At 38.8% G+C, this 23,291-nt stretch carries 18 protein-coding genes, 1 tRNA gene and 2 pseudogenes; 9 read left to right on the top strand and 12 right to left on the bottom strand.

What is annotated here, in order from left to right; all coding sequences use genetic code 11:
• Positions 1-100 precede the first annotated feature (100 nt).
• From C8D76_RS07150 to C8D76_RS07130, 5 genes are all read right to left on the bottom strand, one after another.
• On the bottom strand, positions 101-2,986 hold the full coding sequence (locus tag C8D76_RS07150) for a valine--tRNA ligase (RefSeq protein ID WP_116632107.1): 2,886 nt from the start codon (positions 2,984-2,986) through the stop codon (positions 101-103).
• Positions 2,983-3,432: a hypothetical protein gene (locus C8D76_RS07145; protein ID WP_116632106.1), complete on the bottom strand. Its 450-nt coding sequence runs from the start codon at positions 3,430-3,432 to the stop codon at positions 2,983-2,985. The genes C8D76_RS07150 and C8D76_RS07145 overlap by 4 nt, the downstream gene beginning before the upstream one ends.
• Positions 3,433-3,467: 35 nt before the next feature.
• Entirely contained in the window at positions 3,468-3,755 is a 288-nt protein-coding gene (locus C8D76_RS07140; RefSeq protein WP_133241337.1) for a hypothetical protein, read from the bottom strand.
• Positions 3,756-4,136: 381 nt separating this feature from the next.
• On the bottom strand, positions 4,137-4,577 hold the full coding sequence (locus C8D76_RS07135) for a GNAT family N-acetyltransferase (RefSeq protein WP_116632104.1): 441 nt from the start codon (positions 4,575-4,577) through the stop codon (positions 4,137-4,139).
• Positions 4,577-5,020 (bottom strand): DNA polymerase III subunit chi, encoded by a 444-nt coding sequence (locus C8D76_RS07130; protein ID WP_116632103.1) that lies wholly within the window; start codon positions 5,018-5,020, stop codon positions 4,577-4,579. Before C8D76_RS07130 ends, C8D76_RS07135 begins: the two co-directional genes overlap by 1 nt.
• Positions 5,021-5,148: 128 nt before the next feature.
• On the opposite strand from C8D76_RS07130, the gene queA reads away from it, so the two are divergent.
• The 8 genes from queA to secF all read left to right on the top strand — a co-directional run bounded on the left by queA (position 5,149) and on the right by secF (position 12,947).
• A complete protein-coding gene (gene queA, locus C8D76_RS07125; protein ID WP_116632102.1) occupies positions 5,149-6,222 on the top strand; it encodes a tRNA preQ1(34) S-adenosylmethionine ribosyltransferase-isomerase QueA in 1,074 nt (357 codons plus the stop codon).
• A gap of 31 nt (positions 6,223-6,253) precedes the next feature.
• Complete coding sequence (gene dcuC / locus C8D76_RS07120) at positions 6,254-7,603, top strand: anaerobic C4-dicarboxylate transporter DcuC (RefSeq protein WP_116632101.1); 1,350 nt, start codon at positions 6,254-6,256, stop codon at positions 7,601-7,603.
• Between the two features lie 182 nt (positions 7,604-7,785).
• Positions 7,786-8,946: a tRNA guanosine(34) transglycosylase Tgt gene (tgt, locus tag C8D76_RS07115; RefSeq protein ID WP_116632100.1), complete on the top strand. Its 1,161-nt coding sequence runs from the start codon at positions 7,786-7,788 to the stop codon at positions 8,944-8,946.
• 47 nt (positions 8,947-8,993) lie between these two features.
• Complete coding sequence (locus C8D76_RS07110; RefSeq protein WP_116632099.1) at positions 8,994-9,509, top strand: hemerythrin domain-containing protein; 516 nt, start codon at positions 8,994-8,996, stop codon at positions 9,507-9,509.
• Entirely contained in the window at positions 9,506-9,739 is a 234-nt protein-coding gene (locus C8D76_RS07105) for a sulfurtransferase TusA family protein (protein WP_116632098.1), read from the top strand. The genes C8D76_RS07110 and C8D76_RS07105 overlap by 4 nt, the downstream gene beginning before the upstream one ends.
• 64 nt (positions 9,740-9,803) lie before the next feature.
• Entirely contained in the window at positions 9,804-10,103 is a 300-nt protein-coding gene (gene yajC, locus C8D76_RS07100; RefSeq protein ID WP_116632097.1) for a preprotein translocase subunit YajC, read from the top strand.
• Positions 10,104-10,122: 19 nt separating this feature from the next.
• Complete coding sequence (secD, locus tag C8D76_RS07095; RefSeq protein WP_116632096.1) at positions 10,123-11,973, top strand: protein translocase subunit SecD; 1,851 nt, start codon at positions 10,123-10,125, stop codon at positions 11,971-11,973.
• 80 nt (positions 11,974-12,053) lie between these two features.
• Positions 12,054-12,947: a protein translocase subunit SecF gene (gene secF / locus C8D76_RS07090; protein ID WP_243405829.1), complete on the top strand. Its 894-nt coding sequence runs from the start codon at positions 12,054-12,056 to the stop codon at positions 12,945-12,947.
• Between the two features lie 160 nt (positions 12,948-13,107).
• Here secF and argG read toward each other — a convergent pair whose 3' ends face one another.
• The 5 genes and pseudogenes from argG to C8D76_RS10075 all read right to left on the bottom strand — a co-directional run bounded on the left by argG (position 13,108) and on the right by C8D76_RS10075 (position 19,993).
• Entirely contained in the window at positions 13,108-14,442 is a 1,335-nt protein-coding gene (gene argG / locus C8D76_RS07085) for an argininosuccinate synthase (protein ID WP_207775010.1), read from the bottom strand.
• 678 nt (positions 14,443-15,120) lie between these two features.
• Positions 15,121-16,206, bottom strand: coding sequence for a porin (locus C8D76_RS07080; RefSeq protein WP_116632093.1), 1,086 nt, complete (start codon positions 16,204-16,206; stop codon positions 15,121-15,123).
• Between the two features lie 477 nt (positions 16,207-16,683).
• A complete protein-coding gene (locus C8D76_RS10040; RefSeq protein ID WP_243405828.1) occupies positions 16,684-18,039 on the bottom strand; it encodes a polysaccharide lyase beta-sandwich domain-containing protein in 1,356 nt (451 codons plus the stop codon).
• Positions 18,040-19,809: pseudogene (locus tag C8D76_RS10035) on the bottom strand (polysaccharide lyase 8 family protein); the annotation flags it as partial.
• 49 nt (positions 19,810-19,858) lie between these two features.
• Positions 19,859-19,993: a hypothetical protein gene (locus C8D76_RS10075; RefSeq protein ID WP_279305829.1), complete on the bottom strand. Its 135-nt coding sequence runs from the start codon at positions 19,991-19,993 to the stop codon at positions 19,859-19,861.
• A 510-nt stretch (positions 19,994-20,503) separates the two neighbouring features.
• Between C8D76_RS10075 and C8D76_RS07070 the strand changes: the two genes are divergently transcribed.
• A tRNA-Leu gene (locus tag C8D76_RS07070) sits at positions 20,504-20,590 on the top strand.
• Between the two features lie 590 nt (positions 20,591-21,180).
• Here C8D76_RS07070 and C8D76_RS07065 read toward each other — a convergent pair.
• Both C8D76_RS07065 and C8D76_RS07060 read right to left on the bottom strand, forming a co-directional pair.
• Positions 21,181-22,926, bottom strand: a complete 1,746-nt coding sequence (locus tag C8D76_RS07065; protein ID WP_116632091.1) for a YadA family autotransporter adhesin — start codon at positions 22,924-22,926, stop codon at positions 21,181-21,183.
• A 289-nt stretch (positions 22,927-23,215) separates the two neighbouring features.
• Positions 23,216-23,291, bottom strand: a pseudogene (locus C8D76_RS07060) (IS1595 family transposase); the annotation flags it as partial.

The following is a 23,291-nucleotide window of genomic DNA, read 5'->3' as shown; positions in this document are numbered from 1 at the left end:
TTTGATTATCCCTAAATTCAAACAAAAAAGTGCGGTCAATTTGACCGCACTTTTATCTCTGCTCATTATAATACTTTGATTAATTACAACGTTTTAATCATTACAACGCTTCGATCGCTTTATACTGACCTTGCAATTTCTCTAAACCGCTTTGATACTCTTGCATTTTCTCACGTTCTTTGGCAATCACCTGTTCTGGGGCTTTGGCGACAAAGGCTTCGTTGCTGAGTTTGTTTTCAATACGGGTGATTTCACCACGCATTTTTTCGATTTCTTTTGTTAATCGAGTAAGCTCTGCTTCTTTGTTGATAAAGCCTGCCATTGGGATAAGCACTTCCACGTTGCCGACTAATTTGGCGACAGAAAGTGGCGCGGTTTCATCCACGCTTAGCGTTTGCACGCTGTCTAATTTCGCCATTGCTTTTAACAAGCGGTCATTTTCCGCAAGAATTTTGCATTGTTCATCAGAAATGTTGCGAACAAGACATTCTAAACCTTTGCTTGGTGCGATGTTGCTTTCTGCACGAATGTTACGCACGGCGATAATCAACTCTTTGATCCAGCTGATTTGCGTTTCCGCCGCTTCGTCTAATTCGCTTTCCACCACTTTCGGGAAAGGTTGTAGCATAATGGTGTCGGCTTCAATGTTGGCAAAGCCTTTCACTTTTTGCCAAATTTCTTCAGTGATGAATGGCATAATCGGGTGGGCTAAACGTAATAATTTTTCTAGCACACGTACGAGTGTTTGGCTTGCTCCGCGTTTTTGTGCGTCTGTGCCGTGAGCAAATACGGGTTTAGTCAGTTCTAAATACCAGTCGCAGAATTCGTTCCAAGTGAAGTCGTAAATAGCGTTCGCGGCTAAGTCGAAACGATATTGGCTTAATGCGTCACGGAATGTGCCAACAGTGCGGTTGAATGCGGACTCAATCCAGCGATCTGCAAGGCTGTATTCCACTTCGCCTGCGGATAAATCGAGCTTATCGTTGGTTAATACGAAACGGCTTGCATTCCATAATTTATTACAGAAATTACGGTAGCCTTCTAGACGTTTCATATCCCAGTTGATATCACGGCCGTTGCTCGCCAATGCTGCAAGTGTGAAACGCAACGCATCTGTACCGTGTGCCGCAATGCCCCCCTCTGGAAGAGTCGGGGAAGAGCCAAATTCTTTACGTGTGGCTTTGGCAATTTTCTCTGCAAGCTGTGGCTGCATCATATTGCCCGTGCGTTTTTCCAGCAAGGCATCAAGCGAGATACCGTCAATCATATCGATTGGGTCAAGCACATTCCCTTTCGATTTTGACATTTTTTGCCCTTGTTCATCACGGATCAGCCCTGTTACATACACGGTTTTGAATGGAACTTGCGGTTTGCCATTTTCATCTTTAATGAAGTGCATCGTAAACATAATCATACGAGCGACCCAGAAGAAAATAATATCAAAGCCCGTGATCAACACATCGGTTGGGTGGAACATTTTTAATTCTTTCGTTTGTTCTGGCCAGCCTAAAGTAGAGAATGTCCATAAACCCGATGAGAACCAGGTATCAAGTACGTCTTCATCTTGTTTTAAGGCGACATCCGAATTTAACTGATATTTTGACCGCACTTCGGCTTCATTACGTGCCACATAAATATTACCTTGCTCATCATACCAAGCAGGAATACGATGCCCCCACCAAAGCTGGCGAGAAATACACCAATCTTGAATATCACGCATCCAAGAGAAATAAAGGTTTTCGTATTGTTTCGGCACAAATTGAATTTCGCCATCTTCCACCGCTTTAGTCGCTACTTCCGCAAGCGGTTTAACCGACACATACCATTGGTCGGTGAGCATTGGCTCAATCGGCACGCCACCACGGTCACCGTAAGGCACTTTCAAATCGTGCGGTTTAATTTCATCCAATAAACCCAACGCATCAAAATCGGCGACTACTTTTTTACGGGCAACAAAACGCTCTAAACCTTGGTAATCTGCGGGAATGTTTGCTTCGTAAGTGGTGAGCGGTTTACCATCTGTGCCAATAATTTCTGCTTCTGCACGAATATCGGCATTCATCGTCATCACGTTGACCATTGGCAAACCGTGACGTTTCCCCACTTCATAGTCATTAAAATCGTGTGCTGGCGTAATTTTTACCACGCCTGTACCAAATTCACGATCCACATACTCATCTGCGACAATCGGGATCTCACGGTTGGCAAGTGGCAGCACGACTGTTTTGCCAATTAATGATTGATAGCGTTCATCTTCTGGATGAACCGCCACAGCAGTATCGCCTAGCACAGTTTCAGGACGGGTTGTAGCAACAACTAAATAGTCTTTACCGTCTGCGGTTTTTGCCCCGTTTGCGAGCGGATAGCGGAAATGCCAAAGCGAACCTTTACTCTCTTTGTTTTCCACCTCTAAATCGGAAATCGCCGTGTGAAGTTTTGGATCCCAGTTTACTAAGCGTTTACCTCGATAAATCAAGCCTTCTTCGTGTAAACGAACAAACACTTCTTTTACCGCGTTGGATAACCCTTCGTCCATTGTGAAACGCTCACGATCCCAATCAATCGAGTTACCTAAACGCCGCATCTGTTGGCTGATCGTCCCACCTGAATAGGCTTTCCAATCCCAGATTTTATTAATAAAGGCTTCACGACCGTAATCGTGGCGAGTTTTCCCCTCTTCTGCCGCAATTTTACGCTCCACCACCATTTGGGTTGCAATCCCTGCGTGGTCTGTTCCCGCTTGCCAAAGGGTGTTATTCCCTTCCATACGGTTAAAACGGATTAAGGTATCCATTAACGTTTGTTGGAATGCGTGCCCCATATGCAAACTCCCCGTCACATTTGGCGGCGGAATCGCAATACAGTAACTTGGAACGTCAGGATTTTCAGACGGCTTAAAATAGCCCTGCTCTTCCCAGTGTTTATAAAGTGCTTGTTCGACTGCAGACGCATCAAAACGATCTGCCATTTGGAATTGTTTTGTCATTTATTGATCTCTTGTTTATGTATGTCTCGTTTTATATTCTGAAATATACCTTCTATTGTTTCTCTGGATGAAGCATTGCCATTAGTATTATTATGTATACGAGTATCAACATCTATATTTCCTTGAGCAAAGATATTTCTGTTCTTACAGCCTAATGGTATAAATCTAATCTCTTTTAATCTATTTTCTCTTTCTAATAAAGATATATAATTTTTTAAGGTATATTCAGCTTCATTTATATAGAATTTTTCATGACATAATATATCAGCTATCTTTAAGAAACTTTCTTCATTGTAAGGAAAACCATTTCTACCATCAGGATAATCATTTAACAATTCATCTAAACTATCTTTTATAGTCCAAAACAATTTTAAATTATCCTTATGTTTATTTTTCATATATTCAATATACTTATCTATTTCATTTTTTTCTTTAAGATTAATCACATATTGAACATCCTTAAGCTCCAATATAAATTCATCTATTTTTTTAAAAACGTAGCCATATCCTCTCTTATTTTAAATTCTAATGCATTCTTTCTCCTTATAATATCTCTTTTAGTCAATATATTTGATTCCGTACTTATTTTATTTGACTCGCTAGCTATTTTATTTGACTCACTAGCTATTTTATTTGACTCGTTAGATATTTTATTTGCATCATAAGAAAATATAAGTGCGACTATAGATACCGACAAGGATAAAACAGATATTATTGGTGATATATATTTATTAATAAATGAATCATTTTCTTTACTTTCTTTTGACATATCTAGACCCCTTAGTTTATTATTTAAACAATCGGCATCATATTTACCCATGATAAATATTTTTAACATACATAGTATAAACTCAAGCTACATTTTAATTTTACCTACTTCCAGATACAAATTAACCATTCAAGTTAAATAAGCATAATTTTATGATATACTTATCAAGGTAAAATCAATATTTCCAATCCATTTTTCGCAATAAAAATTGCTACTTTATATTTCTGTATGTTAAATCAATATTATTTCGTCATATACATAATACTCAAATAGTATCATCATTTTTTGCTGATAAGCCACAATATTACGATTACGCTTCCATTCATCTAATTAAATAGCACTTATGTAATGTTTTTTTTTGAAAATTTCTTCTTTAATTCATCATTCGTCATCAAACTCTATTTGCATATCCAAATGCGGTATTCCATCTTCCAAATACACATCTGAAACAGGTTTAAAGCCCAAAGATGCATAAAAATCCTGCAAATAAGCTTGGGCTTGTACGAAAAGCGATTTATTGGGATATTGCTGTTTTGCTAATTCGATTGCCTTTGTCATTAGCTCGCGTGCTAAACCTTTGCCACGGGCTGATTGCAAAACTAAAACTCGTCCAATTTTGACCGCACTTTCAGTATTAATAATGCGGCAATAGGCTTGGATTTCACCCTTTGATTCTAACCAAAAATGTTGCGCGCTTTTGTCTAATTCATCCACTTCTTGATAAGGGCAATTTTGTTCTACCACAAATACCGCCACCCGAATTTGATAGATTTTCCATAGCTCAAGTGCGGTCAAATTTTCAAATGTTTTTGTTTGCCACATCAAGCTTTCTCCATGGACATTTCAAACCCTAGCTGACGGTAGATTTTGTAACGCTCGCGGGCAATGGCTTTTTGTTCTTCTTCCGTAGGCACAAAATCAATCACTTGATTAAAACTTTGCGCAAAGTCTGGCACATTGTTTTGTAATGAAATTAAGACATCACGGCGTTGTGCATTGCGCTTGTCAATCCAGCTAATTTCAATCGGCGTAGCAAAATTGGTGGCTTCGCCTGATAAATTATGGGGCACAAACTCGCTTGGATCACGCTGCCATAAGGCTTCATCTAAACGCAACGCTTGTTGTTCAGTTTCACAAGCAAGCAAAATGCGTTTACCTGCACGCCATAATTGGGCAGCCACATCACAGGCGAGAGTTTCTGCTGCGGAAAGCTCGCCCTGTGGTTGTGTCGTTTCAATAAGATAAAATTGAGCTTGTTTTGCCATTTTGCATTTCGTTTAGCCTAAAATTAAGCGTGAGATTTTAACGAAAATTTGCCGAGAAATAAAGGTTTTTACTTGTACTTCGCTGCAAATCAAAATAGACTACGACAAAAAATTTTATGGCAAAAACTATGTTAGTATCTGATTTCCATTTCGACTTACCTGATGAACTGATCGCTCGTTATCCTAAACCTGAACGCACGGCAAGCCGTTTGTTACAATTAAACGGCGAAAATGGTGAAATTTTTCACCGCACTTTTAGCGATGTGTTAGAACTAATCAACGAAGGCGATTTGTTGGTTTTTAACAATACCCGAGTGATTCCTGCGCGAATGTATGGGCGCAAAGCCAGCGGCGGCAAAATTGAAGTCTTGGTCGAGCGCGTATTAAGCGAAACCACTTTTTTAGCCCATGTGCGTTCTAGCAAAGCCCCGAAAACAGGCGCAGAGCTGATTTTAGGGGAAGACAAACTCGGCGAGGGCAATGGCGTGCGTGTGAATATGCTTGGCCGCCAAGATGCCTTGTTTGAATTAGAAATTGCCGATAAATCCACCGCACTTTTAGAGGTTTTACAAAAAATTGGACATATGCCGCTTCCGCCGTATATTGATCGCCCAGATGAAGAAGCCGATCAAGAACGCTATCAAACGGTGTATAACAAAGTGCCGGGCGCTGTGGCTGCCCCAACGGCAGGCTTGCATTTTGACAATGAATTATTGGCAAAACTGAAAGCGAAAGGCGTGAATTTTGCTTTTGTCACGCTCCATGTGGGGGCGGGCACCTTCCAACCTGTTCGCGTGGATAAGATCGAAGATCACCATATGCACGCAGAATATGTGGAAGTACCGCAAGATGTCGTTGATGCTATTTTAGCCACAAAAGCCGCAGGGAAACGCGTAATTGCCGTTGGCACAACGTCCGTTCGCTCTATCGAAAGCGCCGCTCTTGCCGCCGAAGAAAAGGGTTCCGCACAAATCATCGAACCATTTTTCGCTGATACGTCTATCTTTATTTACCCTGGCAAAAAATTCCGCGTTATCGACTGCCTTATCACCAATTTCCATTTGCCAGAAAGCACACTAATTATGCTCGTTTCCGCCTTTGCTGGCTATGAACACACGATGAACGCCTACAAAAGTGCGGTCGAAAACCGCTATCGTTTTTTCAGCTATGGCGATTCAATGTTTATTAGTAAAAAATCATAATAAGATTCATCATTAACCTAAGGAGAAATATATGGAATTAATTCTTGGTTTAATTGCCATCGTTATTGTGGGCTATTACGTCATCAAAGGCTATTCTGCCACAGGTGTGCTAATGAGCGTTGGTTTATTGCTATTGCTCGCCAGCGTGATGATGGGCAAAAGCATTTTGCCTGACAGCGTGAAATCCACTGGCGAAGTGTATTTAGATATTTTCGAATATGTGAAATATCTATTAATGAACCGCGGCGGAAATTTAGGGATGTTAATTATGGTGTTATGTGGCTTTGCCGCCTATATGACCCATCTTGGCGCAAACGATATGGTGGTAAAACTCGCCTCTCATCCACTCAAATACATTAAATCACCTTATATTTTAATGATTGCCGCTTATTTCTTAGCGTGCTTAATGTCGCTCGCAGTGCCTTCTGCCACAGGATTAGGCGTGTTACTCATGGCGACACTTTTCCCGATTATGGTGAATGTTGGCATTTCTCGTGGTGCTGCGGCATCAATCTGCGCCTCGCCTGCTGCCATTATTCTCTCGCCAACATCAGGCGATGTCGTATTGGCGGCGGAAGTCTCCAAAATGCCATTACTTGAATACGCCTTTAATCTAACTTTGCCAATTTCCATTTCCGCAATTATTGCGATTGCTATTAGCCATTATTTTTGGCAACGTTATTTAGATCGTAAAGAAGGACATTTAGCGGAAAAATTAGAGATCCACGAAATTCAAACTAAAGTTCCTGCTTTTTATGCCTTATTTCCGTTTACGCCGATCTTCGGGGTCTTAATTTTTGATGGTAAATTCGCGCCAGAACTCAATATTATTACCATTATTGTCATTTGTTTAGCGCTTGTTGCCGTTGTGGATTTCTTACGTTCATTCAGTGCAAAAACGGTATTTGATAACTTAAATGTTGCCTATCAAGGCATGGCTGATGCCTTTTCCAGTGTCGTCATTTTGCTTGTTGCCGCTGGAGTATTTGCTCAAGGGCTAAGCACCGTGGGCTTTATTCATGCATTAATTGATTCCGTACAATCTGCAAGCAGTGGTACATTCTTAATGATGCTAGCTCTTGCATTGATTACAGCCCTTGCCGCAATTGCGACAGGTTCAGGCAACGCACCATTTTACGCATTTGTAGAACTTATCCCAAAACTAGCTCACCAAATGAATGCAAACCCTGCTTATTTAACCACACCAATGTTACAAGCCTCTAATATCGGGCGTAGTTTATCACCTGTTTCTGGTGTTGTTGTTGCCGTGTCTGGTATGGCAAAAATCTCACCATTTGAAGTAGTAAAACGCATTTCAGTGCCTATGATCGTCGGGATGATTGTGGTGATTGTTGCCACCGAGCTCTTAGTTGCCGCATAATGGCAATTCATGGCGTAACTGAAAAAACTCACAAAAACTAAAAAGTGCGGTCAATTTTTCCAAAGTTTTCAAAACTCTGCTAAAATTGACCGCGCTTTTATCGTATAAAACAACGACGCTATAAAACGCTTATGTAAAACAATATTAAACCGTTAGACTGTTTTTCTAACAAAAGGAAATCTATGAAATTTAAGTTAAAAACCACCAGCGGCACCGCTCGCCGTGGTGAGATGATTTTTGAGCGCCCGAATAAAGAGGGTGAAATCACTGAATTTAAAGTGCAAACTCCTGCGTTTATGCCAGTTGGTACTTACGGCACGGTGAAAGGGATGACACCAGAAGAAGTGCGCGCGACGGGTGCGGAAATCTTACTGGGCAATACCTTTCATTTGTGGCTACGCCCTGGACAAGAAGTGATGCGTAAACATGGTGATTTGCATGATTTTATGCAATGGCATCGCCCTATTTTGACCGATAGCGGCGGTTTCCAAGTATTTAGCTTGGGGAAATTGCGCAAAATCAAAGAAGAAGGCGTGACTTTCCAAAACCCAATTAATGGTGAACGCATTTTCCTTTCCCCTGAAAAATCGATGGAAATTCAATATGATTTAGGCTCTGATATTGTGATGATTTTTGATGAATGCACACCTTATCCTGCCACATTTGATTACGCCAAAAATTCTATGGAAATGTCGTTGCGTTGGGCAAAACGTAGCCGTGATCGCTTTGATGAGTTGGAAAATCCCCGCGCCTTGTTTGGGATCGTGCAAGGCGGAACTTATGAAGAATTGCGTAAAATTTCTGCCGAAGGTTTAGTGAATATCGGTTTTGACGGCTATGCTGTCGGCGGATTAGCCGTGGGTGAGCCGAAAGAAGAAATGCACCGTATTTTAGAATTCACCACGCCATTGTTGCCCGCAGATAAACCGCGTTATTTAATGGGGGTCGGCAAACCCGAAGATTTAGTGGAAGGGGTTCGCCGCGGCATTGATATGTTTGACTGCGTAATGCCAACGCGCAACGCACGCAACGGGCATTTGTTTGTGAGCAATGGCATTGTCAAAATTCGTAATGCAAAATATCGCGAAGATACGACCGCACTTGATCCTGAATGCGATTGCTACACCTGCAAAAATTACACCAAAGCTTATTTATATCATTTAGATAAATGCGGTGAAATTTTAGGGGCGCGCTTAAACACCATTCATAATTTACGTTATTATCAACGTTTAATGGATCAAATTCGCACTGCGATTGAAGAAGATCGTTTCGATGATTTTGTGCAAGAATTCTATGCCAAAATCGGTAAAGATGTGCCACCGTTACAACAAAATTTAAAATAACAGCACGGGCGGGCTATTAAGTCTGCCCCATTTTTACTGGAAATATGATGATTACAATCCAACCTGATGCGTCTGCCACTTGGGCAGAACCCATTGATATGCTGTATGCCTGCCACGGGCGAGTCAAAAATTTCTGCCGTCAGCTACGCATTTTGCCTGACTACTTAGCCCAAAATGGCATTAATCAAGCGGTGAAAAATGATGTGCAACAAATTCTCAATTATTTTAATCTTGCTGCACCATTGCATCATGATGATGAAGAAAAAGATTTCTTCCCAGCCCTTGTGCAAGTTGCGCCACAAGCTCAAGCGAATATTAATGAACTTGAACGCCAGCATATAAAATTACATGAAAATTGGACCGCACTTGCAAAACAATTAAACGCACTCATTCAAAATGAATGCGATGAGGTGGATGTGCAACTCATTGAACAATTTATTGCGGGTTATGATGTTCATATCGCCCTTGAAGAACCCTTGTTTGAAATGGGCAAACAATATTTAAGCGCGGAACAATTGCATGCAATAGGCAAAATTATGGCGGCAAGACGTAAAATTTCATGAGCCAAATTCTTGATTTACGCCACTATCACTGCCCTATTCCATTATTAATGGCAAAACAGGCGCTTGAAAAATTAGAAAAAGGGCAATATTTAACCATTTGGTTTGGTGGCACAAGTGCGGTGAAAGACTTTGAAATATTATGCGCAGAGTTAAAACTCCATATCATTTCACAAGAAATGTTGACCGCAGTTGATGAAACGCTAGAATACAAAATGAAAATTAGCAATTAGCCTGATTTTATGCTATTTTAGCGCCCTAATTTATCTTCATTTTAACTAACAAAAAGGAAAAAACATGGAAGCTCAACAAGGCAGCCCAATGTCAATGTTAATTATTTTCGCCATCTTCGGTTTGATCTTTTATTTTATGATTTACCGTCCGCAAGCGAAACGTAACAAAGAACACAAAGCGTTAATGGAATCATTAGCCAAAGGTACTGAAGTATTAACAGCTGGTGGCTTAGTCGGCAAAATCACTAAAATTACTGAAGGTAGTAGCGAAGTGGTTGTGCAATTAAACGCTGACAGCGAAGTCACTATCAACCGTAACTATATTGCGGCAGTATTGCCAAAAGGCTCTGTAAAAACTCTTTAATCCTAAAGGTATTTAACTTATGTTAAACCGTTTCCCTTTATGGAAGAATCTAATGGTGATCCTTGTGATCGCCATTGGTGCTTTATACGCGCTTCCAAATATTTTCGGTGAAGATCCCGCCGTACAAATCTCGGGAACTCGTGGGCAACAAGCTAACACGCAAACTTTAGCTGATGTGAAAAATTTGCTTGCAAGCAGCCAACTCCCGACCAAATCTATCGTATTAGAAAATGGCTCAATTTTAGCCCGTTTCGACAATACAACAGATCAACTTCTCGCAAAAGATAAAATTGCTGAAAAATTAGGTAATAACTACTCTATCGCCCTTAACCTTGCGCCATCAACACCTGCTTGGCTTAGAAGCATTGGGGGCAACCCAATGAAATGGGGCTTAGACTTACGCGGTGGTGTGCGCTTCTTAATGGAAGTGGATATGAACACCGCATTAAGTAAGGGACAAGAGCAGTTACAAGACAGTGTAAAATCTGAACTGCGTAAAGAAAAAATTCAATACACCGCAGTGAAAAGCGCAGAAAATTACAGCACGCTGGTTACCTTAGCTAATCCTGAACAACGTTTCCAAGCTGTGCAATTATTGCGTCGCCAACACCCTAATATTGATATTAAAGAAAGTGGCGATAATAGTTTCTCTATGCGTTTATCTGACGCTGGCTTATTAGAAGCGCGCAATAACGCTATTGAGCAAAACCTAACTATTTTGCGCAAACGTGTAGAAGAATTAGGTGTGGCTGAAGCGGTTATTCAGCGCCAAGGGGCTGAACGTATCGTGGTTGAATTGCCGGGGATCCAAGACACTGCTCGTGCCAAAGAGATTTTGGGGGCAACGGCAACCTTGGAATTCCGTTTAGTCAATGTAAATGTAACGCCTGAAGCAATGCGCCGTGGCACTGTGCCTGTGGATACGGAAGTCAAATTAGATAAATCTGGTAATCCAGTTGCATTATTACGCAAAGCGATTCTTGGCGGTGAGCATATTATTAATGCTACCTCGGGCATCGATCAAAATACCGCTTCGCCACAAGTCGATGTGACTTTAGATGCGCAAGGTGGTGATGTTATGTCTGAAACCACCAAACTTAATCTGCAAAAACCAATGGCTGTGCTTTATGTTGAATATAAAGATAACGGTAAGAAAGATGAAAACGGCAAAGTCGTGTTAGAAAAACACGAAGAAGTGATTAGCGTTGCCACCATTCGTGGACGTTTTGGCAGCCGTTTCCAAATCTCTGGTGTAGGCAGCCCCGCTGAGGCTCAAAATCTTTCTGTTCTTCTTCGCTCTGGTGCATTAATTGCACCAATCCAAATTGTGGAAGAGCGCACCATTGGTCCATCACTAGGTGCACAAAACGTTGAACAAGGTTTAACCGCAGGGCTTTGGGGATTGGCTGTGGTCATTCTTTTCTGTTTAGTTGTGTATAAACTTTTCGGGCTTATCGCAAGCCTTGCGTTATGTGCCAATATGATCTTGGTGGTTGGCTTAATGTCATTGTTACCAGGGGTAACTCTAACCATGCCGGGGATTGCAGGGATTATCTTATCGGTGGGGATGTCTGTGGACGCAAACGTGCTCATTTTTGAACGGATTAAAGAAGAAATCCGTAATGGTCGCCCAATTCAACAAGCAATTAACGAAGGTTATAACGGTGCGTGGACATCTATTTTTGATGCAAACTTAACCACCATTTTAACATCTGTCGTGCTTTATGCCGTGGGTACAGGCCCTGTCAAAGGCTTTGCCATCACCCTTGCTCTTGGTGTAGCCATTTCAATGTTTACTGCAATTACTGGTACACGCATACTCGTGAACTGGGTTTATGGCGGCAAACGTGTTGAAAAATTATCGATTTAGTGCGGAGAAATATTGTGAGTTCAATAAAACAACAGCACGAATATAAAGGCATCGGTTTACCATTTAAATTGGTTAACTTTATGCAATATCGTAAATTTGGTTATTTATTTTCGATTTTGCTAACAAGTGCTTGCTTATTCTTTATTTTCACTAAAGGCTTCAACTGGGGGCTAGATTTCACAGGTGGTGTGGTGATTGACACGCACTTTTCGCAACCCGCAAATCTTGAGCAAGTACGTTCAACACTCCATGATAATGGCATAACCAGTGCTTTAGTGCAAACCACAGGATCTACCAGCGATGTGATGATTCGTTTGCCTGCGACAGGATCTGATGCTGCCATTGGTACAAAAGTAAAAGATATGATGACCGCACTTGATCCAAATATTCAAGTTCGTTCCGTCGAATTTGTGGGGCCGAATGTGGGTGATGAATTAACCGAAAGCGCAATTTATGCCACTCTCGCTACATTGGTCTTATTGCTCGGCTATGTTGGTATGCGTTTTGAATGGCGTCTTGCCACGGGCGGTGTGCTTGCCCTTGCCCATGATGTGATCGTAACATTAGGTGTATTCTCATTCTTGCAAATTGAAATGGATCTGACCTTTGTCGCGGCAATCTTAACCGTAGTAGGTTATTCATTAAATGATAGTATTGTGGTATTCGACCGTGTGCGTGAAAACTTCCGCAAAATTCGTCGTTTAGAAAGTGAAGAAGTGATTAATATTTCATTAACACAAACCCTATCTCGTACCATGATGACATCTATCACCACGCTATTTGTGGTATTTGCTTTGCTATTCTGGGGTGGTCCTACAATTTATAGCTTCTCCCTTGCCCTATTATGCGGTATCGCATTTGGTACTTATTCATCAATTTTCATTGCTATCGCTCTCGCCTTTGACTTAGGTTTAAAACGCGAACATATGCAAATTAAAATTGTAGAAAAAGAAGAGTTTGAAGAAGGGTTTTAATCCCCCCTAAATCATAAAAAGCGATGAGTTAATCAACCCATCGCTTTTTTATTGCTACAAATATCATCACTCGAAATAGCAACAATCCATGTGTCGAAAAATCAAAAAAATTGACCGCACTTTTAACGAAGTGCGGTCAATTTGACAAAAGTTTTATTAATTATTTTTTGCCTAACTGTGGTAACACCGATTCTTGACCAGCGATAAGCAGACCTGCTTTGGAATAAACGCCTAATTTATCGCGCGTATCCACAATATCTAAGTTACGCATCGTTAATTGACCGATACGATCCACTGGATCGAATGGTGCATCTTCAATTTTTTCCATACTTAAACGTTCTGGCACATAAGTTAAGTTTGGCGATTCTGTATTTAGAATTGAATAGTCGTTACCGCGGCGTAATTCTAAGGTTACTTCGCCAGTAATCGCACGAGCAACCCAGCGTTGTGCGGTTTCACGCAGCATTAATGCTTGCGGATCAAACCAGCGACCTTGGTATAACAAACGTCCTAAACGCAAACCATTGATACGATACTGTTCAATCGTATCTTCGTTATGAATACCTGTAACTAAACGTTCATAAGCAATATGTAATAACGCCATTCCTGGGGCTTCATAAATGCCACGAGATTTCGCTTCGATGATACGATTTTCAATTTGGTCTGACATACCTAAACCGTGGCGACCACCAATGCGATTGGCTTCTAAGAACAGCTCCACTGCATCAGAGAATGTTTTGCCGTTTAATGCCACTGGCACACCTTCTTCAAAACGCACTGTTACAGTTTCCGCTGACACTTTGACATTTTCATCCCAGAATGCGACGCCCATAATTGGTTTCACAATTTTAATGCCTGAGTTTAATAATTCTAAGTCTTTCGCTTCATGGGTTGCGCCCAACATATTTGAGTCTGTTGAATAGGCTTTTTCCACTGACATTTTATAATTAAAGCCATTTGCGATTAAGAATTCTGACATTTCATGGCGCCCACCCAACTCTTCAATGAATTGGTCATCTAACCATGGTTTATAAATTTTTAAATTAGGATTTGTCAATAAACCGTAACGATAGAAACGTTCAATATCATTCCCTTTGAATGTTGAGCCATCACCCCAAATATTCACATCGTCTTCTTTCATTGCCGAAACAAGCATGGTGCCAGTAACCGCGCGGCCAAGTGGTGTCGTATTAAAATAGGTAATGCCACCTGTTGAAACGTGGAATGCTCCCGCTTGAATCGCGGCAATCCCTTCATGGGCTAATTGCGAACGGCAGTCAATTAAACGGGCATTTTCTGCGCCATATTCCATAGCCTTGCGCGGAATTGCATTGTAATCATCTTCATCAGGCTGACCAAGGTTTGCAGTATAAGCATAAGGCACTGCACCTTTTTGGCGCATCCATAATAATGCCGCACTGGTGTCTAAACCGCCAGAAAATGCGATACCGACTTTTTGTCCTTTAGGAAGGTTTTGTAAAATTGTGTTTGACATGGTTATTCCTACTGTTGCTAGTTAATCGTTTGCAGTCGCGATATTATGCGTGGAAATCGCTTTTTTTTCAATAAATTTGACCGCACTTTTGCTAAGAAAAATGGAGATTAAATCGGATCTTAAAGAGATTGATCGTTTTAATCCATAACATCTCAACTCATTGCATAATCTCCGCCTGTTCTAACAGCAATAAAGAAAAGTGCATTGCTCACTATTTAAGGTAATTTTTCTTCTCTAGTCTTTCATCACTAAAAAGTTTAAGTCTATTCAAATCTTCATCACATTTTCTCCAAGTTAATAAGGCTAAGAATAATGTACAATCAATTTTCTCTAAATTGCCCGATATTTTAGTAACATTAACTCATCACATTACATTGAAAACCTTTCAGAAATTTCGTTCATAATCACTAGAAACTTTATTTGGATTTTTCTAAAAAATTACACCTACACGTTCAATATTAGCAAGCATCTTGCGCCGCTAAAGCCGAGCCTAGACGTGTTTCTCGCCTAATACTTACTTTCACAAAGTGCGGTCAAATTTGGAAAAGTTTTTCATTAAAGAATGGAGAAAAAATAATTAGGTTATTCTTATTAGTGTATAAAGAAACTTATTCTAAAAAGAAGACAAAAAACCCGATCCTAAGATCGGGTTTTCTAATTTGTATTCTAATCTAACAATTAGAAGAATACACGTAAACCTACACCATAGATGTTGTCTTTTTGAGTTTCACCACTAGAATCTTTAGTGTTTTCACGTTCATACATTGCGTATGTGATTACGTTTTTGTGTAATTTGTAATCCACACCAACTTGGTAACGGTTTTTGATTTCATCTGTGACATCTTGACCGTCAACACGGCTGTCTAAACGCTCCCATTGTGCAAATACTGCTGATGGTTCAGAGAATTGATAACGTGCATCAACCATTGCATAACGACCTTTCTCATCTTTGTCTGTTACTAATGCTACAGAATTTCTATAAGCATTTTTGGTTTGCCCATAGTTTAACGCTAAATATAATGGACCATAAGTATAGCTACCGTGTAATAACCATGCTTTATTTTTCTGCAAATTATCATTTGAAATATTATGGTCATCATAGTTATCTTGAGTATAACCCGCCGCAAACTCTAATTTTTGGTCTTCTGCAAGATCATAATGATAAAAAGCAGTTAAACCAAAACCGTTTTTATATTCAGGATTAAAGCTAGTTGCGGCACTAGAGCCTGCTTTAGTATCTGGATGACCAAATAAATAATCAGCACCAAATGCGAAACCATTCCATTCAGCCGATTTGAATTTAACTGATTTATCTGAACGAGTTGTTAAGATATTATATGCACCAGAACGGTAATAAGTTGCATCTTGTAATACATCATCCGCTGTAGTTTGTTGACGACCAAATGTTAACGTACCGATATCTTTATGCGCTAAACCTGCATATAATTCACGAGTGCTTGGTTCACCCCAGTCACTCTCTGAACCTTTATTTGCTTCTTGTTGGTTATCAGGTTTTTCAGTAAAACGGATTTGATAGCCTGCTAATGCAGATAAACCATTACCTAAATCTTGACGTACTTTCACATATACGCGTGAACCGTCATTTTTTAAATCACCACGTTCATCACCCACTTTACCAAGGAACATACGTAATGAACCGCTTAATTCTACTTTTGCGCCGTCTTGTTCATAAATTACGGCTGCGTTTGCTGTTCCAGCCACTGCTGCTGCAGCTACTGCTAATGCTACTAATGTCTTTTTCATAATTTAATTCCTTATCAGAATTTATTTTTATACAACTCCCATTTGAACTTTTAGTAAAATCAAAAGTCAAATACCGCTTAATTTTTTAAGCTGTGCTGATATTGCCGAAAAAAAATCTACGCGTCAATCAAAGTTCCCAATAAATTTTCATTTTTCTGATCAAGATCACATTTTTCTCATCATTATTTAGAAAATCAGAACAATTTTTGAACAAACTGAATGGTTTTAGCTGAAAGGAATAAAGAAAAAACGGTTATTTCAAAAAACTTTTCATATTTTGACCGCACTTTATAACAATAAATTAGGCACTAAGTTAACCTAAATTTCACACAAAAATCGTAGTATCTTTACTATTTTTGTTAATATAACAAAGTTAAAAGAAACCTAAAGTTTTAGAAAACTGGGAGACGTTAAGCTAATCTAAAGAATTGTAATGCTAATGAAAATGCTCCCGTTTACTGGGAGCATTTTCATTTTCTAGAATTGGTAATTAAATGTTGCAATCATTTTACGTTCTTGGTGATTATTGGTTTGTACACTAAAATCAAAGGTATAATTACCGATATTTTTAGTCACCCCAATTTTACCAATCCATTCTTGTCTTGAACGATTTAATTCATACTCTTTTCCATTTAGTTTAAGATGATATGAATCATCTAGATTGACTTTCCAAGTAGGTTCAACATAAAGTGCTACGCCACCGATATGATAGTTAAATTTGCTTGATAACTGTGTTTGCACAGCAAAATGATTATCAAGTTTACCGTTATCTGGTAATTTATTATCTAGCAGATAGGAGCCTAACACACCTACTCGTGGCTGAATGGAAAGTTGATTAAAGGTAAATGTTTTATCATAACCAAGATAAAGATCTAAATAATCTGCATGAGCAGAACGATCAAACACATGGCGGTAGCGGATAAAACTTGAAAAGTCATACCATCTCGCATTCGCACCCAATCCCAACTGGTTAATATCATTATAACGATATTCCGCAAATGCTCCTATCTTTGTATGGTTATTTAAAGATTGGTTAAACCCTGTTTGGAATCTTCCACCTAAGCCGTGTTTATTACTTTCGCTTAATGTCGCTGTGAAATAATGATCATAGTTGAAATTATCGATGATAGAAATATCCACATCAGTCATATTTTTTAGCATTTTAGCATATTTATCTAAGTACATTTGGCTAAACGCAATTTGTTCTGATGAGGTTTGATCAATAAGCTGTTCTTCCTCACTATCAGACTCCTGTACACCTTCTACGGCTACTTCATTATTATTTGATGTATCTTCAACTACATTCTCTGATGTTTCTACGTTTGTATCGACAATATTATTTGTAGCTACTGTAGAACTATCTTCTGAATTTTCTTGCGAAGTTGATGCTGTAGAATTTCCTGGTGAATCATCTGTATTATTAGAGTTTATAGTCTCTTGAGTTATTTCACTAGTCTCTTGGCTTTCTTCAACGGCAGAAAAATATTTTTGATGATCATCAAGTTTAAAAGTAAATTTTGTCTTATCATCTAAAATTATGCTAGTGACATTATTACCCTCTTTTAGCAGATATTTACCAAGCACGGATAAATTAATTTCATCCTCAATCAGCAATGTTGGATCTGCAGCATAAATATCTAAACGTCCATTCTCTTCTATCTTAATCACTGAAAGTGGTTTATCTACCGATAAATTGCCAACCTCTCCAGCTTCAAAGAAATTGACAAATAGACTATTACCTACTTTTACAGCATCTTGTTGAGCATTTTGCTTCAGAATTTGGATCGTAGCCTTATCAAAACGGTTTACTTCATCAGCGGTGTAACCTGGCATAATAAGATAAGCATAGCTTGCATCCTTAGGCTTTTTACCGTGATTTACCCATATTTTGGCAAATTCTGTTGAGTTGTCTTGCCCTTTTTCAATTAGGGTTTTAATCTCAGCATTATCAAGGACTTTATAGCTAATCGTTTGCAATGTAGCAGGATCAGTAAAATAAACGGTATCTCCAGATTGAGTTAACGTTTGTTGCCCATTTAGGACTCTATTATCAATGGTAGTGATAACTTCTTCTTGATCTTCACTAGTAATATTTGAACCAAGCGCTAAGACCATATCACCTAACATTACCCAAGATTTTTTTGCGGTGGTTTTATCATTGTAAGAAGTGAAATCCATTGCGATAATAGCTTTGTCCGCATTGCCTTGTGAGCCATCAATTTTAATACCATTATCGACCCCACCCACAAAAGTTTTACTACTACGATCTTTCAAATATCTGCGCTGACCAGAGCTATTTTTTCGAGCATCTCTACTTTCGGTTGTTCCTGGAATCATATAAGGGTCAACATTATGCCAATAGTTGGTATATGAATCTGTACTTTGGTTATCATAGACATAAGTCATCCCATCACCGGTATACCAGCCTTGAAGGTTTTCGCCATTCATACTCTCATAGGCTGCGGTACGATTAGAATGCATCGCAATAACCACTGTCCCCTTGTCGCTTTTTTGTACTACACGATCCATAAATGGAAACCGTTTCACTCCAACGGTTTGCATCGGCTTAATATTGTCATCTTCTAAAATATTTCTCAAAATATTCCGAACCGTATCATTAGGAGCATCTTTTAATTCATAGTTTTGTTCCAGTAATGTGCGTTTTATCAACCCTTGCAAGTCTGATTTATATTTTTCTGGCGCACCATCCATAAATAAGGAGATACTATTGATAAAACTTTGGGCTCGGGTAACATCGCTACTTTTGGCTCGGGTGATTGCTCGCCCATTTACAGAATCATTCATTCCCCCATTCACTAAAAGCCATTTATATCCATTAAGAATGGATTCATAAATATTATCGATTTTAGGATCAGAGAACTGAAAACTTGGTGAATCTTTCAGCATATAGGCAAAAAGCCCTAAGCCTTCGATTAATACAGAAGCATAAGTACCGCTGTAAGCCACTGACGAGTGTTGAATGAATGAACCATCGTGATAAAAGCCATCATTTAGTGTCGCATCATTTGTATCTCGAATACCATTTTGTAATTCGCCAACATCGTAAATGGCTTCAATTGCACGCTTAACTTCCCCTTCATCACGCGTTAATAAGCCCCGCCCTAATGAAACTGTTGAAGTATCAGTGCGGTTTCCGCCTGTACTGACCCTCACATTTTTTGACGTTGAATATTTCGCCCCTTCAGAAACCCCACTGTACATAGGATCAGGCTGAAAATAAGCTGTTGCACGAATTAATTTTTGTTTTAAATCATCAGGTACTTCATCCCCCATTAAAATAAGCACTTCATTTAATGATTTTGGAATTCCAATCTCCCAATTCCACCAGTTACCGTACTCTTTCCCTCCTTCTTGATAACCACCACTATGAATTTTTTCTAAGGATGAAATAATCAACTGCTTTGCATCCTGATCTTGATAAAACGTTGAACCTAATCTGTTATAATTTACTGCTAAATCTCTAATCGTATTTACAGTTGCGCGAATTTTCACCCCAGATGAACTCTGCTCGCTAAAATCAAAAGAATTGTTATCTAACAGTGTTTGCTGGGCCTTATTTGCAAGCTTATTTGTAGCATCAAGTGATACACTAGTGAGATGAGTTTTCCACTGTTGAAGTACTTGATCATAATCATCGTGGCTTGTGGCTTGTAACCTGCTCTGTGGTTAGTACTGGATTTACAGCATAAACTGGTAACGTGGGTATGCCAGCAAGCATAGTTGGCGCAAGCAGGCACATTACTTTTGATAAACGGAAGTACGCCATTTTTTCTCCTTCAATAATAATGATATGCGCGACATGCTATGTTGCGATGAAATAAAATTCAATCTGAATATTTTAAAAATGAGAGGTTCATCACAATAAAATAAAAAAATGTTTTAATTTTATTGAGTAAGGGTGTTATTACAGCAAAAATATGACGAATTACTGCCTTCTGACTATGCTAAATCGTATTCGTTATATAGAAATTGATATTACTAAGATTTGTAAACTTTTAAGAATTGCCTCTGTAATACTTTTGAAAGAGACAGATCAATATGCCGAATTAAATCAATAAATAGAATTTCAGATTTAGAAATGATACGAGAAGATAAGACATCTTTAAATGTAAAAATTCATAATATTATGCGGTAGAGAAGTTCATAACCACTCAAAGTGCGGTTAAATATTGGTGAATTTTACAGCGAATAAATGAGAATTTGAAATTTGTACTTGCAAGGCTTTTGAATAACCGTATAATGCGCACTACACACCTAAATGATATTTATCAATAAAGCCAGTGTGACGAAATTGGTAGACGTAGCGGATTCAAAATCCGCCGCCCTTAAAAGCGTGTCGGTTCGAGTCCGACCACTGGCACCATCTCTAAGAGCTTTCTTTTAAAAGCTAACATTCCTTAATGTATCAATATCTTCTATTCAAAATAGTAAATCATAAATTTATTATAAAACTCTTCAAATAACCCCTTTATACAGCAGTTAACTTATAGCTCCCTCAATACAAATACTAAGGATATGACTGTATTTTCGCTCAATATAAGTTTAAAACTTTTCCCATTAAGAGCGATACTCCCTCTCTCAGCTCTTATTATACTCTTAAATATTCAAACTTAAGTATCATACAAAAGTGCGGTCAGAAAATAAAAAATTTTAGGTACTATCCTAGAAAGCGTGCTCCAAAAAGCACTTTAAAAGCGGTTTTAACACATTATGTTTACTCGTGATTATTACCTAAGATCAAACTAAGATAATTTTAAGAGCAATAAATTCTAACTAGCCCACCACTCATAGTATAAGAAATGAAAAATGGATAAAAACAGCCTGCTTGATCAATATTAACCAAGCAGGCATATCCATACATATCTAGCTTCTTACGAACGTTTAAAGTGAAGTGTGTTGCTCATTTTTTCGTTCCTGAAGTTAGAACTGTCCTTTAAAGGAAGAGAGTTTACATTACCATTGGTACATATAACCTGCGGCAACAGTATTGTTACGCTGTGAGTCATAAGAACCAGATAATTTAATAATATGTTTACCATTATCACTCGCTCTTGAATACCCTATAGCCATAGCACCTTGTCCATGACGTGATGCAGCACCAATACCAAGACCAGATTTACCCGGCAAAATAACTTGTGGAATAGTACTCATCGCAGCAACGCCTGCAATACCCGCATCATTACGTTTACGGTTTTTATGCACTCGATCGCCTAGATCGTCAACACGTTTATTAATAGTGTTATTTACACTTCTTAATTGGCTCATATTGACAGCATCACTGTCATTCTCACCATTAGCAACATTTGTCACTTTTTTATCACCAGCATTGATACCATCTTCAGAAATACTTACTGTATTACCAACCTTAACCGTATTGAATTTCACATCATCTTTGGTTGCAACTGAGATTTTACCGTTTTCTTGTGTTAACTTAATATTCTTACCAGCATCAAAAGTTACAGTTGAACCAGCTTTTACATTGTGTGTACTGGTTGTTCCTTCACCTTCTGAAACTGTTGTTGCTAGGTTGAAACCTTTTTGCAATTCAGTAATATTAGTTACATTGTTGTTAATACTATTTTTTACTGATTTAATGGCATCATGAACTGTATTCTCACCAGTATCCCCTATATTACTCACTGTAATCGAACCATCATTATTTACAGTTGCGTTTCCACCTAACACCTTAGCAGAGCTTTGAGCAACATTACCAATTGTTTGTTGAGTTAAGTAAAGTTGGCTACCATTGATCGCATCTGTTGAAGTTTCTGAGATTTTACCTGCTGCAACATTAATGATTTGACGTTCTTTGCCAACATCACCTACACTAACTACACCATTAGCAGCAGAGCCTTGCCCAGCAAAAGTACCGTATGTCACACCATTGACCTGAACATTAGATTCTGTTGTAGCTGCTCTATCTGTTGATAAATTTCCCAAAATAACACTGTTATTTTGACTTGCTGTAATATTGTTACCTAAAACAAAGGTATTATTTCTAGCAATATTATTAGCGTTACCAATAGCATAACTATCATTACCTGAAATATTATATTTACCTTCGTTCGTATAGCCACCATAGCCAATTGCTCCAGAGCTTCTGCCATCTACAGTATAACCGCTACCAATAGCTGTAGAAGAACGACCATTAGCCTTCGTATAAGAACCAACTGAAAGGCTACCCGCATCTTTTGCCACTGTATGACTACCAATAGCAACTGCATCATTTTCCACAGCTTCTGCTTCTCCACCAACAGCTGTACTGTATGCACCTGATGATTTGCTATAAAGCCCAAATGCTGATGAAACTTGCCCTGTGGACTTGGTTTCATTCCCTACTGCAATTCCCAAAGTTCCTGTTACCTCAGCATTATGACCAATTGCCACTGAGCTATCTATCATTGCTTTTGTCCCAGTACCAATTGCGATAGTATCACCTTGTAAAGCATTTGAATTTTGACCTATTGCAACTGACCGAACTCCACTAGCTTGACTATCTAAACCGACCGTAACAGCGCCAATTTCTGAGCTAGTTGTGTTAGTTCCAATTGCTATACTATTTACAGCACTTGCTGTTGCCGAACTAGCGTCAATATTGATTCCGTTAGTTCCCCCAATAGTAACAGAAGCAGAGACTGAAGAAATGCTTGATAAACTAGTCATAGATACAGCTAGAATACTTTTTAAGATTATTTTCATGTTAATAACTCTCTTATAACCCTTAAATATATTATTCTTTCTAATTAAGAATAACTCAATTACTAATCATTATAAATGAAAAGAATAGTAAAATGATTTCAAGCCAATATTTAGCATTGTATATTTTCATCTCAATATCAGCTTAAATTTTACCTAATGATAGGTAACAAATCAAACACTATCAGATATTATTCTAAATGATCTTAATAAGATAAGCAAGAAATGTTACTTAACTTAATAAAAGGGAATTTAAGCTTAGCTTTGTTATAGGGGCTGACGTAGATTAGCCCTAAATTTCACACCATTTTCGCAATGTTTTTAGCTGCATTTTGGGTGTTCCAAAGTTAAACCGAAATTCACATTCC

It is taken from the genome of Alitibacter langaaensis DSM 22999, assembly GCF_003096995.1.
GTDB classification, from domain to species: Bacteria; Pseudomonadota; Gammaproteobacteria; order Enterobacterales; family Pasteurellaceae; genus Exercitatus; species Exercitatus langaaensis.
This window is presented reverse-complemented; position numbering and strand designations above follow the sequence as displayed.